At 46.1% G+C, this 13,991-nt stretch carries 10 protein-coding genes and 1 pseudogene; 5 read left to right on the top strand and 6 right to left on the bottom strand.

All coding sequences use genetic code 11. From position 1 onward, the window contains the following. Positions 1 to 12: 12 nt before the first annotated feature. From GGU45_RS11030 to gpmI, 4 genes and pseudogenes are all read right to left on the bottom strand, one after another. Positions 13 to 518, bottom strand: a pseudogene (locus tag GGU45_RS11030) (transposase); the annotation flags it as partial. Positions 519 to 686: 168 nt separating this feature from the next. Continuing rightward, positions 687 to 2,486: an excinuclease ABC subunit UvrC gene (gene uvrC / locus GGU45_RS11025; RefSeq protein ID WP_435224691.1), complete on the bottom strand. Its 1,800-nt coding sequence runs from the start codon at positions 2,484 to 2,486 to the stop codon at positions 687 to 689. 24 nt (positions 2,487 to 2,510) lie between these two features. Beyond that, on the bottom strand, positions 2,511 to 2,999 hold the full coding sequence (locus GGU45_RS11020) for a heme-binding domain-containing protein (RefSeq protein WP_435224689.1): 489 nt from the start codon (positions 2,997 to 2,999) through the stop codon (positions 2,511 to 2,513). Positions 3,000 to 3,015: 16 nt separating this feature from the next. Next, the gene (gene gpmI / locus GGU45_RS11015; RefSeq protein ID WP_435224688.1) at positions 3,016 to 4,563 is read right to left on the bottom strand and encodes a 2,3-bisphosphoglycerate-independent phosphoglycerate mutase; all 1,548 of its coding nucleotides are present in this window, start codon (positions 4,561 to 4,563) and stop codon (positions 3,016 to 3,018) included. A gap of 230 nt (positions 4,564 to 4,793) precedes the next feature. On the opposite strand from gpmI, the gene GGU45_RS11010 reads away from it, so the two are divergent. From GGU45_RS11010 to GGU45_RS11000, 3 genes are all read left to right on the top strand, one after another. Then, complete coding sequence (locus GGU45_RS11010; RefSeq protein WP_435224686.1) at positions 4,794 to 5,186, top strand: DUF4783 domain-containing protein; 393 nt, start codon at positions 4,794 to 4,796, stop codon at positions 5,184 to 5,186. Positions 5,187 to 5,251: 65 nt separating this feature from the next. Continuing rightward, the gene (nadC, locus tag GGU45_RS11005) at positions 5,252 to 6,109 is read left to right on the top strand and encodes a carboxylating nicotinate-nucleotide diphosphorylase (protein ID WP_435224685.1); all 858 of its coding nucleotides are present in this window, start codon (positions 5,252 to 5,254) and stop codon (positions 6,107 to 6,109) included. A gap of 217 nt (positions 6,110 to 6,326) precedes the next feature. Continuing rightward, the gene (locus GGU45_RS11000; protein ID WP_435224683.1) at positions 6,327 to 6,671 is read left to right on the top strand and encodes a translation initiation factor; all 345 of its coding nucleotides are present in this window, start codon (positions 6,327 to 6,329) and stop codon (positions 6,669 to 6,671) included. A gap of 417 nt (positions 6,672 to 7,088) precedes the next feature. Here the strand turns inward: GGU45_RS11000 and GGU45_RS10995 are convergent, their stop codons facing one another. Both GGU45_RS10995 and GGU45_RS10990 read right to left on the bottom strand, forming a co-directional pair. Next, complete coding sequence (locus GGU45_RS10995; RefSeq protein WP_435224682.1) at positions 7,089 to 10,031, bottom strand: M16 family metallopeptidase; 2,943 nt, start codon at positions 10,029 to 10,031, stop codon at positions 7,089 to 7,091. Between the two features lie 133 nt (positions 10,032 to 10,164). Next, the gene (locus tag GGU45_RS10990; RefSeq protein WP_435224680.1) at positions 10,165 to 10,737 is read right to left on the bottom strand and encodes a GNAT family N-acetyltransferase; all 573 of its coding nucleotides are present in this window, start codon (positions 10,735 to 10,737) and stop codon (positions 10,165 to 10,167) included. 68 nt (positions 10,738 to 10,805) lie between these two features. Here GGU45_RS10990 and GGU45_RS10985 point away from each other — a divergent pair, with 68 nt between their 5' ends. Together GGU45_RS10985 and GGU45_RS10980 are read left to right on the top strand one after the other, a co-directional pair. Next, positions 10,806 to 11,516 carry a LytR/AlgR family response regulator transcription factor gene (locus tag GGU45_RS10985; RefSeq protein WP_435224679.1) on the top strand — a complete coding sequence of 237 codons (711 nt, stop codon included), beginning with the start codon at positions 10,806 to 10,808 and terminating at the stop codon, positions 11,514 to 11,516. A gap of 37 nt (positions 11,517 to 11,553) precedes the next feature. Continuing rightward, positions 11,554 to 13,644, top strand: coding sequence for an ATP-binding protein (locus GGU45_RS10980; RefSeq protein ID WP_435224677.1), 2,091 nt, complete (start codon positions 11,554 to 11,556; stop codon positions 13,642 to 13,644). Positions 13,645 to 13,991 lie beyond the last annotated feature (347 nt).

Raw genomic sequence — 13,991 nt, 5'->3', positions numbered from 1 at the left:
AAGCAACTGCATTTAGAGCCAGCATCTGTTTTCAAAGATAGTTAAGAACTGATGGAGTATGAACCCCCAATTTTGGATGGGCATACTCCATTTTTTTTCGACATTAATAATGGCCATGTAAACAGCCTTTAAGGCGGCCTGATCATCGGGGAACTGCACTTTTGTTTTTGTGTATTTCGGATACCACGGTTCAGGTTTTCGATGGTATTGGTGGTATAAATGATTTTTCGGATTTTCAGCGGAAAATCAAAATAGTTGGTAAGACAGTCCCGGTTGTTGCGCCAGGATTCAATGGCGTGGCGATATTTATGCCCCCATTTTCGGATAATTTTTCCAAAGCAGCTATATCTCTGCCGCATCCCGATTTACAGCCCCATAAACCTCCTTTAAATCGGCGCAGAAGGGCTTTTTGGGTTCCGCACTACATACTTTCAGGAGTTGCGGATCTGGTATACAATATTGAGCTGGGTTACTGCATCGGGGAATACCCCTTTAATGGCGTCTGTAAGGCTTTTAATTTAAGATTATCTGTACAGTACAGGCGTAGTTGGGAGGTTGGCATTTTCAAGGATTTCAAGCGACATCTCACTATCTGCATCTGACTAAAAACATCTCACCAACTACTTCCCACTAAAAACATCTCACCAACAACATCTCACTAACTACTTTTCACCAACCTTACAGCCTCACAAAGCAAAATGATCAATGATAAGCCGGGCTTTTGCTCTTCCTACAACAACTGCCAGTTCGTCAAGCGATTTTTCTTTAACGTTCTTAACGGAGCGGAATTCCTTCAGTAACTCACCGGCTGTGCTTTTTCCGATCCCTTTGATATTTTCCAACTCATTTTTGAACGTACCCTTGCTCCTTTTTTGGCGGTGGAAGGTAATGCCGAAACGATGCACCTGGTCGCGTATAAACCGGATCAGCTTCAAGCTGGAGCTGTTGTACGGAAGTTTTAAGGACTCTTTATCACCTGCAAAAAAAAGTTCTTCCACGTTCTTAGCAAGTCCCACCAAAGTGATGCTTCCCTGTAGTTCCAGGTCTTCAATTGCTTCCAGCGCGGCGCCCAGTTGTCCCTTGCCACCATCAATGATCACCAGTTGCGGCAGCAGCTGCTGCTCTTCCGTCAGCCGCTTATAACGGCGGTATACGGCTTCCTTCATACTGGCAAAATCGTTGATGCCTTCCACTGTTTTTACGTTAAAGTGGCGGTAATCTTTTTTACTGGGCACCCCATTCTTAAAACAAACCATGGCCGATACGGGGTAGCTGCCCTGGAAATTTGAGTTATCAAAACATTCGATGTGCACGGGCAATTCCTGTAGTTGCAGATCGAGCTGTAATTGTTCCAGAACTTTTACATGATCCACATTCCGGTTGATCTTTATGCGCTCCTTGTTTTTAAGCTCTTCGATAAAATAGCCGGCGTTTTTTTCAGAGAGCTCCAATAGCTTCTTGCGGTCGCCCGCTTTGGGTACAATAATTGCCACACCGGCTTCGGGATAGTCTATTTCAAAAGGTACATTGATTTCTGATACCTGGCTGTTAAAAGTCATGCGCAGCTGGCTAACGGCATATACCAGGATCTCTTCCACCGGCTCATCAAGATGGGTTTCCAGCTTGTTGGTTTGAGTTTGCACCACGGTGCCGTTGCGGATCATGAGGTAATTAACATAGGCCACGGATTGGTCCTTAATGATGGAAAATACGTCTTTATCGCCGCCCCTGATGCCGGTGATTACGGATTTGGATTGGTAATAATCCTCCAGGTATTCGATTTTTTTACGCACCTGCTCCGCCTTTTCAAACTCCAGGGCTTCAGCATAGGTTTTCATCTCCCCTTTAAAATGCCGGATTACCGGCCCCAGGTTTCCCTTCAGCAGGTTGCGGATCTGCCCCGTATTGGCATCATAATCGGCCTGTGTTTGCAAACCTTCACAGGGGCCTTTGCAATTGCCCAAGTGGTATTCGAGGCAAACCTTGAATTTTCCCTTTTCGATGTTTTTGGGACTCAGGTTCAGGCTGCAGGTGCGCATAGGGATGGTGCGCTTAATAAATTCCAGCAACTCCCGCACTTTAAAAACGGAAGTGTAGGGCCCCAGGTATTCCGATCCGTCATCTACCGGTTGCCGTGTAAGATAAATGCGGGGAAAGGGCTCATTTTTTATAACAATATAGGGATAGGATTTGCTATCCTTCAGGTTGATATTGTACTTGGGCTGAAATTGTTTGATCAGTGCATTTTCCAGGAAGAAGGCATCGGGTTCGCTGTTCACGATCGTGAACTCAATATGCTCAATACGCTGTACCAGCTCATGCGTTTTGTAATTGGTAAAGGTCTTATTAAAATAGGAGCTTACCCGTTTGCGCAGGTCCTTTGCCTTGCCCACATAAAGGATCTTTCCAGCGCCGTCAAAATATTTATAGATGCCCGGCTGGTGGGGGATGGTTGTGGCGATATTTGAGAATGTTTCAGGTGCCATGATTGGGACTACTGGCAAATAGCTTTATTTTTTTGGCCTCACCAGGCTGTCTTTCGGATACTGCTGTTCCATTGCCATCTTTGAAGATTTTACCCAGTTCAGCAACTGCTGTTTTTCGGTTTCACTGAGCACCGCATCCTTATGGGCCCAGGTATAAGAAGCCAGGGGCATTTTATTCTTATCGATCATTTCCCGGATCTCCTCAAATTTGTGATATTGGTTCCAGGCCGGCCGGTTGGTAAATGCATCAAAATTCAGATGCCGTTTTCCATCTTTTATATGATGGTTCAGCCACCAATATACCGGTTGTATTTTACTATACCATGGGTAAACGGTATTGTTGCTGTGGCAGTCGTTGCATGCTTTTTTTAAAATACTGCGTACAGCTTCATCCGCAGGGTACTTTGTTTCAATATGAAGGGGCTGCGGGCCGGGCTGTTCATTTTTTGCGGGCCTTATAAACTGAATCACGATCAGCGTGGCAAGCAGCAGCAGTAGTATGTTCCTGAGCATAAATGAATTTTATGGTTTATGGGTTGATTGAATGGGTATCAACCAAAATCGTACCTGTCATTTCTTTTGGAATGACCAGCCCCATAAAGCTAAGGATCGTTGGCGCAATATCGCCCAGCTTGCCTTCTTTAATGGTTCCGTTCCAATTGCTGTCTATTATGAACAGGGGAACGGGGTTCATGCTATGCGCGGTATTAGGGCTGCCGTCTTCGTTTATGAGGTAATCAGAGTTACCATGGTCGGCGGTAAGGAAGATCACATAATCCTGTTTCAAGGCTTCGGTTACGATCTGTTCTACGCATTGGTCCACTGTTTCCACCGCTTTTACGGCAGCCGAAAAAACACCGGTATGGCCCACCATATCTGCATTGGCAAAATTGAGGCAAATGAAATCGGCCGTCTTATGGTGGATCTCCGGAAGAATGGCTTCCGTAAGCTCTCTTGCGCTCATCTCCGGCTGCAGATCATAAGTGGCCACCTTGGGTGAAGGTTTCAGTATCCGGCTTTCTCCTTCAAACGGCTTTTCGCGTCCGCCGCTGAAGAAGAAGGTTACATGCGGGTACTTTTCAGTTTCCGCAATGCGGATCTGTTTCAGCTGGTTGGCTTCAATTACTTCCCCGATAGTTTGGGTGAGGTCCTCGTTATGAAACAATACATGTATATTTTTAAACGTTTGGTCATAAACGGTCATGGTGGTATAATCCAATTGCAGTGTGTGCATGTTTTGCTCCGGATGGTCCTGCTGGGTTAATACTTCGGTAATCTCCCGGCATCGGTCGGTGCGGAAGTTAAAGCAAAGTACAGAGTCCCCGTTTTGAATAGTAGCTACCGGCTGGTTATTGCCATCCACGATCACCGTGGGTTTAATAAACTCATCGGTGATATTCTGTGCATAGCTGTTTTTAACGGCGGCTATTGCCGAAGTTGCGGTTGCGCCTTTTCCGTTTACCAGGGCCTCGTAGGCCAGGGCAACCCGTTCCCAGCGTTTATCCCGGTCCATAGCATAATACCGCCCATCTACCGTGGCTATTTTACCGGTTCCTGTTTGATCCAGGTGCTGCTGCAGGTCTTCTATAAAACCCAGCCCGCTTTTGGGATCCGTATCTCTTCCATCTGTAAAAGCATGGATGTAAACTTCCGGCAGTCCATTATCCTTGCAAATATTAATCAGGGCCTTCAGGTGATTGATATGGGAGTGTACGCCGCCATCGCTTACTAAACCTAACAAGTGTAAGGGTTTGCTGTTTTCTTTTGCGTGTGTAATGGCGCGCAATAATTCCTTATTGGTTGCCAGCTCGCCTGTTTTGATGGCAACATTAATGCGTTGAAGTTCTTGATACACAATACGTCCTGCGCCAAGGTTGAGGTGCCCTACTTCAGAATTTCCCATTTGTCCCTCGGGTAATCCTACCAATTCTCCAAATGTGGTGAGGGTGGTATGCGGATACCGGCTGTACAAAGACCTGGTAAAAGGCACATTGGCATTCTGGATCGCATCGGCTGATGCAACTTTTCCGAGTCCCCAACCGTCCATTATGAGTAATATTGCTCTTTTTTGTGACATGAACTTGCGATTTTAGTTAAAAAATTAAAGCGGTAAAATTAAAAAGATTCTGAGAATAAATGAAGGCGCTACGCTATTTATACTGAGTAAGGGATAAAAATATAAATTAATTGGTTATAACAGCTTACTGATCTATTCCTGACAAAGTATATAAACATTTGATCCAGGCCCGTTTTTTTAATATATTCGTGATCTTCTGAGAAGGGGAGTAATAACAAAATGAAGAAACAATGAAACATTTATTACGATTGTCCTTATTTGCTTTTGCAGTCAGTCTGTTGGCAGGTAGTGTGCATGCGCAAAGTGTTGATGGCGTCATTACCAGTTTGAAAACCGGCAATGCTGCCCAGTTGGTGGCTAATGTAGGCGAAAACATGCAGTTAACCATTGCTGATAAAACCAGCACCTATAATAAATCGCAGGCGGAACAGGCCCTGAAAGATTTTTTTGGAAAAGTAACGGTAAAAGGTTTTGAGCTCAAACATAAGGGAAGTTCTCCCAATGGCAACTACGCAATCGGCACCCTGCAAACGGCCGGTGGAAATTACCGGGTAAATATTTTTATGCGCAAGGAAAAAGGCGGAGAAGTGATCAAGGAATTGCGTTTTCAGTTGATTGAGTAATAATTCTGTGAAAATTTAATGATAAAACAGCCTCTCCTAAAGAGAGGCTGTTTATTTTTACAACCATGGACGCATTTCAGAAAAAACTTGATCACCTGATACAGGAAGCACTCCGGGAAGATATCGGGCCCGGAGATCATTCTACCTTGTGTTGTATTGACCCGGCGGAGAAGGGACGGGCTGTGCTAAAAGTAAAACAGGAGGGAGTACTGGCAGGGGTACAGGTGGCCGAAGCGGTTTTAAAATTTAAGGAGCCCGACAGTTCCATAACCTTCCTGATGCAGGATGGAGCTGATATGAAGCCCGGAGATATTGCTTTTGAAGTGGTTGCCCTGGAACATACTATTTTGCAATGCGAGCGGTTGCTCTTGAATTGTATGCAGCGTATGAGCGGTATTGCCACGCTTACCCGGAACTATGCCAACAAGTTAAAAGGGTACCATACCCGATTGCTTGATACGCGGAAAACCACGCCGAACTTTCGCTTGCTGGAGAAAGAAGCCGTCCGGATCGGAGGAGGCGTAAACCACCGGTTTGGACTGTATGACATGATCATGCTCAAGGACAATCATATTGACTATGCCGGAGGCATCGAAAAGGCTATTCAAAAGGCTTATGATTACGTGCAAGGCAACCAGCTCCGGATACAGATCGAAATTGAAACACGGTCGCTGGAGGATGTAAAAAGGGTGATGGCAACGGGCAAAGGAAAAGTATTCCGGGTGATGCTGGACAATTTTACCCCGGCACAGATCTCAGAAGCCCTACAAATAATTGATGGCAATTTTGAAACAGAAGCCAGTGGCGGTATTAACCTGGATACGATTGAATCCTATGCGGCAACCGGTGTGGATTTTGTGAGTGTGGGAGGTTTGATTCACCAGGCGCAAAGCCTTGACCTGAGTTTGAAAGCGGCAATATAGGTTTCAGGTTTCAGGTTGGGCACGTATTATGCATGATGTTGTTGACCATTGATGCGATCGGTAAAACAATCTTAAACGTCCCATAGGACAGATCTGGAACAGTATTCAGTAGTCAGCAGTTTGCTATCAGTTATCAGCCATTAGGAGTATAAATATCCAATTTTAACCGGGAACTCAACCTGAAACGTTGAACCTGGAACTTTAAACAAAAAAGAACGTGGCAAAAAATAAATCAGATCAGCATGGGTTTGTGTACAGTACCAACCCCGATTTTAACTTTCAAACGGATGGCGACCAGCAAGACACACTGCCCCCGGCGCAGCAGCGGTTGCGTATACAGCTGGAAACAAAACACCGGGGTGGAAAAACGGCCAGTGTGATACTGGGGTTCACCGGAACCGATGAGGATCTGCAAAATCTGGCAAAGAAATTAAAATCATTTTGCGGAACGGGTGGCAATGCCAAAGACGGGGAGATCATCATCCAGGGAGATCACCGGGATAAGCTGCTGCAGTGGTTTCTGAAGAATGGTTATACCCAAACGAAAAAGAGTGGCGGGTAACAGATGGGAAATGTAAAATAACGAGTAACCAATTTAGCATGTAGAAGTGTTGAGAAAGGTTTAAAGCCCGCCTGACCGGGATGGGCAGGTTTCTCGTTTAAAGTTCAACGCTGGATCCGTTTTACGTTCTATGATCTATTGCCCATTGACTATTCACTGTTTCACAAAGATCACAGAGCTGCAACGGAAATTTCTCATTTCTCCTGAAGTGGCGCGTGGAGATCCCGCATTGGCGGGACCACGGCTGGTCGCCCTGATTCCTGTTCCCACGAAGCGGAAAAATGTTATACACTCTTTGCATTTTACATTTCCTGAATCCTTGATAAAAGAACGGTTTTTGTAGCGAACCGATTCATTTTGTCGCATAAAAAAGCCGGAGCAATCGCCCGGCTTTTTTGAAAAGAATAATTTAGATGATCAGTATCCAAAAAGCTCCTCAAGGGTAAGGGTTTTTAGCTGCCCGATCTTTTGAAGATCTTCTGTTTTTATTTTTTTATCGGAACCCAGCACGCAGTAGGTATAGGGCTTGCCGGACAACTCTTGCTGGTGAAATCTCCGGATATTGTCAAAGGTAATGCCGCCCAGCTGTTCATATTTTGTTTTGCGGATATCGTAGTTCAATCCTTTGCGCTGTGCAGCCAGGTAGCTGAACAGGATCCCTTCGTTAGTAATGCGATCGGTTTCCAGGTCATTTTTTAAACTGGCTTTGGCACTTTCGAAGCTCTTGTCCGATTTTGGAAGTGTGGTAAGGAGCTCGTTCATGCCGGCGATGGCATCATTCATCTTATCGGCCTGGCTGCCTACATACGCCATAAAACTATAGCGGTCTTCTTTTTTGGAAGGCGTCAGATACAGCGCATAGGTAGAATAGGCGAGGGCCTTGGATTCGCGGATCGTTTGAAATACGATGCCGCCCATACCGCCGCCAAAATAATTGTTGAATACATCTGCGGTCAGTTCCTTTGCGGGGTCGTAGGCTTCGGTATTGCGCATCCACCGGACTTCGGATTGTACCATATCATAATTGGTAAATAGTACCTGGTTGGCTGTTTGAGTGGTGCGGTTAAAGGTAAGCCCCTTTGGGTAGTCGTTGAAGGCGGCGGGAACCTTATGAATCGCCGCTATCTTTTTAGAGGCTTCGGATATCGATACCGGTCCAAAATATAGGGCCATGTGTTTGTAACCGGTGAGCTGATGCAACGCATCAATAAGGGTTTTGCTATCAAGGTTTTTCAGCTCTTCATCGCTAAGGGTATAGTTGAACGGATTGTTAGCGCCATAGAAAGCGTAGGAGCTTAAACCTTGCATAATGGCACTTTTATCCAGTTTGCGGTTGGCCCTTGCTTTGGCCAGCCTCCCCTTTAATGCGGTAAGGGCGGCTTCATCTGCTTTGCAGTTTAACAGCAGGCTCTCAAAAAGACGCGCGGCTTTTTCGAAATTTTCCTGCAACCCGCTGATGGTAATGGTGGTGTTTTCGGTACCAACGTTTACCGAGTAGTTACAGGCAATATTATAAAAAGCCTTGTTAATAGCTTCTGCCGGATCTTTATCGGTGCCGATATAGGAAAGATAGCTGGCTGCTACGGGGAGTATCTTATTGTTCCAGGAGCCCATGTCAAACCGGTAATAAAGGCTGAACAGTTCGTTCTCTTTATTAGGAACATATAACAGCGCTGTAGTACCGGCTTTTCCTTTCTGAATGGCCTTGTTATAGTCGATCCATAAAGGCTTTACCGGTGTGGCCGGCATGGCGTTCACTTTTTTTACATAGTCGGATTCCAGATTATCGTTGGTGGCTACTGGTGTGATGGACGGTTTTTCTACTTTTGCAATGCTTTTGTCTTCACCCTTTCGTTTGTAAATAACGGTGTAGTTGCCGGCTTTAAAAAATTGGTTGGCAAAATCCACTACATCTTTTTTGGTGATCGTTGAAAGGCGTTGCAGGTAAGATACATTTTTGATCCAGCCCTCGCCCTTGTTGGCAATAAACGATTGCATCAGCTGGCTTGCCCGGCTGTCGTTGCTGGAGAGTCCGCGGATCTCATCTAACTTATAATTGGCGATAATGGCTTTTAAAAGATGGTCATCAAAGCTGCCTTTTTTAATGATATCGATCTGCTCAAACAAAAGATCTTTTACACTTTCAAGCGACTGGTCCTGCTTGGCCGTGGCATAAATATCAAAAACGCCGTAATCCTTATATTGTCTCAAATAAGCACCGCCCGAAAGGATCTTCTGCTGCTGGTTCAGGTTCAGGTCAATCAGGCCAGCCTTTCCATTGGCGAGAATGGTGGACAACAGATCGGCCATCATGGCTTCCCGGCTGCCTTCGGGGCCGCCACGGAAACCGATCTGGACATTCTCGGCGCTGGGGCCAAGGATTTCGGTAACTACAGGGCCTTTTATTTCCGGCTCCGGCGCGTGCTCATACCCCGCTACCGGGCTGGGCTTCATATAGGCAAACTGTTTATTAACCTCTTTTACTACGGCTTCGGTGTTAAAGTCACCGGCCAGGATGAGGGCCATATTGTTGGGTACATAATATTTATCAAAATATTGCCGGATGGCCTTTAATGACGGGTTTTTTAAATGTTCAACAGTACCAATGGTGGTTTGCTGCCCGTAGTTGGAAGTGGGAAACAGGTTGCGGTGCATGGCTTCCATTACCTTCCAGCCATCGTTATCCATGGTACGGTTCTTTTCTTCATACACGGCTTCCAGTTCGGTATGAAAGATCCGGAATACGGGGTCGCGGAAGCGGTCGGCCTGCACTTTCAGGAATTTATTCAGGGAGGTGGACGGGATATTTTCTTCATACACGGTTTCCTCCACCCAGGTGTGGGCGTTGGTACCCTGGGAGCCCATGGTAGCCATCAGTTTGGTGTACTCATTGGCGATGGAGATCTTGGCCGCTTCGCCCGAAACCTGGTCAATTTCCTTATAAATGGATCTGCGTTTTGCGGTATCGGTTGTTGCGTTGTATTGCTCATACAGGTTTTCGATGCGGTCCAGATAGGGCTTTTCTTTTGCGTAGTTGGTGGTGCCCATTTCGCTGGTGCCTTTAAATAGCAGGTGCTCCAGGTAGTGCGCCAGCCCCGTGTGATCTTTGGGGTCGGTGTTGCTTCCCGCTCTTACGGCGATCTTGGCGGTGATCCTGGGCTCCTTTTTGTTTTCGGTTAAAATAACGGTAAGGCCGTTTTTAAGGGTATAAAAACGGGTCTTCATAGGGTCATTGCTTACATATTTGTAAGGAACGCCATCAGTAGCGCCGGTCAGCCACTGGTAGTTTTTTTGTTGTGCCTGTGCACCAATTGCCCATAAGAAACTGGCGGCAATACAAGCAATTAATTTTAATTTCATAATCATGATATTGGAGATCGTTTCTGTAAAAATAATAAAATGAGGGTTGTTTGTTTAAAAATTTTTAAACGAAGAGGCGTTGCCTTCTGCGCTGTTGAATTTTTTCTAAATAAAGACCGGCTGATTTTTGGACTTAAAGCCCGGGGGGGTGGAGCAGCAGCTTTGGATGATGGGTGGAAACCCAGTCCGTTTGTGTCAGCCGGAACAGACAGGATGCTTCCTGGTCTCCCGGAAGCAGGAACATTCCATTTAATTTTAATCCCAGTTTTTCCAGGAGCCTTTGCGAGGCGTTATTGCCCGGCATGGTGATCGCAAAGATCTGCTGGAGGCGGAAGGTTTCAAAACCGGTTTCAAGGATCTTTTGCGCGGCTTCAAAAGCATAGCCCCTGTGTTCAAATTTAGGAAGAAGGGCATAGCCGATATCCGGCGCTGTTAACCCTTCCCGATGGTAAAGGCCGCAGGTGCCCATCTTCTTACCATCGGCTTTCCGGATAACGGTGAAGCTTCCAAAGCCCTGCCGCTGCTGTTGCGGCTGTATGCGCTGCAGAATATAGTTCCGGGCTTTTTCAAAAGAGGTGATCTCCCGGTTGCCGATAAACTTTAGCCATTTGGGTGAGTTCATCAAATAAAAAAGAAAAGGGGCATCATCTTCTGATGTGGGCCTTAGCAGCAGTCTTTCTGTTTCCAATAAACCGGGGATACTCATGCAGTCTCCTTTAATAGTCTGCCAAACCTACGTAAAATTTTTATCTTTGAAGGCATAATAACCTGTTTATGACAGATCCGATTCGCTATGTGGTAATTGATGATGACCTGGTAGACCAATTGGTGCTGAAGGAGTATGTGGCGGCCCACCCGGTTTTGCAAGCTGCCGGCTATTTCACCGATTCTTCAGAAGGGTTACTATTTGCGGAAGTTAACGAACCGGATGTGGTGTTTCTCGATATTGATATGCCCGGGCTAACGGGGCTGGATCTGATCAGCCGGATTAAAAATAAAGTACCCGCTTGTGTGTTTATTACTTCGCATGCGGAATTTGCGCTGGAAGGATTCAGACACTCGGCTCTTGATTATATTTTAAAGCCGCTTACTGCGGAGCGTTTTGCGCTTTGTGTACAGCGGATCAGGGAATACCAGGCGATTCGTAAAAAGGCTGCTGCTTATGAAGTGCTGGTTGAGAAAGAAAGTCTTGTAATTAAGGATGGGCATAGCCTTATTAAACTACCGCAGCATGATATTATTTATCTGGAAGCAATGCAGGACTATACCAAGGTAGTAACGGAGCATAAAAATTATATGACGCTGGCTACCTTTGCCGGGCTGCTGGAGCGGTTGCCGGGAAAAAAATTCCTGCGGGTGCATCGCAGCTATGCCGTGGCGATTCATAAAGTGCGGGAACAGCATGCGGATAAGCTCGTGTGTGGTACAACGGCGATACCGATTGGTAAGACCTATCGCAGTGCTGTTGCCCAAATGAGATTTTAATAAAACCGGAACTGATTTTAAGCATAAGCTCCGCAATATGAAACGAAACGTTGTCCGCTATATAACTGCCCTGGTGTGCTTTGCGCTGTTTGCATTTTACGGCCATGCGCAGCCGGTGAAAACAAGAGAGCAATTGCAGCATATTGCAGAGATCTGCGACTCATTAAACAAGGTAGAGGAGTACGGTAAGGCGCAGGCCCTGGCGCGTAGAACGCTTGCTGCGGTTGCTCCGGATGATAATGCTAACCTTTCCCTGTTCCATTTCTATATCGGAGTAGGCTACCAGGGAGTGCTATCCGATTCGGCCATCTTTTGTTATGAACGGTCGCTGCGCTATGCGCGCCTTGCCAAAAACAATAAGCGTATTGTTAATGCATTGCTTGAGTTGATGTATCTGTATAACTATACGGATGGTTATATTTCGGAGCGGGAGCGCACTGCTGCCGAGCTGAACAAAGTGGTTGATACCACAACCAGCACCTCCCTGAAAAAATCGTGTTATATAAAGCTGGCTGATTATTACGGAGTGATCGGCTGGCGAGAGCAGGAGCTGAATTACCGGCTTCAGAGTCTCGGACTGATGAAAACAGAAATGGAACAGGGCCGCTATAAAGACTCGGATGCTGATTCGGTTAATGTAGGGGTAGCTTATTTTAATATTGGCGACTTGTACGAAAAAATGAACCATTATACCAAGGCGCAGGAATTCTACCGCCAGGCGCGGCCACTGTTATGGAATTATAAGGCAGGTATTTGTGCTTACTACAAGGGAATGGCTACCTCGTATATAAGAATGGGAAATACCGCTGGCGGTCACCGGTATACAGACTCATTAAAAAATATGGTACAGCGTACTTACAATGTTACCGATGGATGGTCTGTAGTGTTCAATACGCAGCTTTCCAATGCAGAATATTATCTGGATCTGCAAAATACTGCAGCGGCCACTCCTTACCTTGCGGAGGCTGCAACGTTGATAGGCACAAAGGTTAAAGATGGAATAGAAATAGGTTCTTTTAACTATACAATGGGGCGGGCTTTATCGGTTCAAAAAAATTATGCAGCGGCATTACCTTACCTGATCAGGGCCGAAACGGTAGGCCAAGGCTTTAGTACGGATCTGTATGCAAAAGTATTGAGAACATTGGCCGCCTGTTATCAGGGACTGGGGAAATGGCAGGATGCAGATCTGTACTATGCAAAATACCTGCCGCTCCGGGACTCGCTGGACGCAAGGGCTGCGCAGCAAAGTATGGCCAACGCTGAAGCCCGTTTTCAGAATAAAGAAAAAGTAAAAGAGATAGCAGCACAGAAGGCACAGATCTCTTTTGCGCAACAGCAGCGGCTATGGCTGGTGGGCGGCATTATTGCACTTGTATTACTGGCAGGGCTGTTGTTTTTGTTTTACCGCAATAAAAAACGGAACGCCGATGTGTTGGGAAAACTGAACCTGGCCCTGGAGGAAGCTAACAAAACAAAGGCCAAATTGTTTGGAATTATCAGCCATGACCTGCGGAGCCCCATTAACCAGGTGTACCAGTTTTTGAAACTGCAGCAGCTAAATCCTGATGCGCTGGATGAAAATGAAAAAGCCGCGCTGAGCAACAAGATCCAGAATGCAACCGGGTCGCTGTTAGAAACGATGGAAGACCTGCTGCTATGGAGTAAAACACAAATGAATACTTTTGATGCCAAAATACAACCGGTAAATATGGGGACTGTTGTAACGGACTGCCAGCGCTTACTACAATTAAACAGCGATGCAAAAAATATTGAGTATGAGATAGCAATTCCAGGAGAACTGATGATACAGGCCGACACAAATTATTTGCAAACCATCCTACGCAACCTGCTGCAAAATGCGATCAAAGCAGCGCCGGAAGGAAGCCTGATACAAATTGATGCCAAACGGGAGAATGGAAAAACGCAGCTGTTGATCAAAAACCAGGGAACTGCATTTACCCAACAGCAGTATGAACTGCTGATTAGCCAGGAACCGCAGACTGTATCACTTTCGGGCCTGGGGCTGAAGCTGGTAGATGAGCTGAGCCGGAAGATCCATGCGGCCGTATCCTTTCATTATGATGGAACATATACTTTATCCTGTTTGGAATTTGAGGATCTCTGATGCCACTGAAACACTGAATGCTTTTGTTTTTGTCAGAGAGATGCTGAAGCACAGGAAAGACAGCAGTGATCTGCCGGGAAAACCGCTGCCTCCTTGCTCCCTTGCGCCGCCGCGAGAAATAAGAGCCACGAAGAAAGGAAGACACAAAGAAACACAGAGAAGGACATAACCTTAGTGCATCTTCGAGCCTTAGGGCCGTTGTGGCAACCAGCTAAACCGCTGCGCCCGTGCTCCTTTTTCAGATCAAAAATATTTCATCTTTTAATGACAAACAGGCGCAGCGCGCCGTTAACCCTTATAACCATGAACGCCCAAAACCGTCCGTAGACGCAGCGAGGCGGTAATTT

Origin of the sequence: Niabella hirudinis (assembly GCF_051201075.1) — a bacterium.
Lineage (GTDB): Bacteria > Bacteroidota > Bacteroidia > Chitinophagales > Chitinophagaceae > Niabella > Niabella hirudinis.
This window is presented reverse-complemented; position numbering and strand designations above follow the sequence as displayed.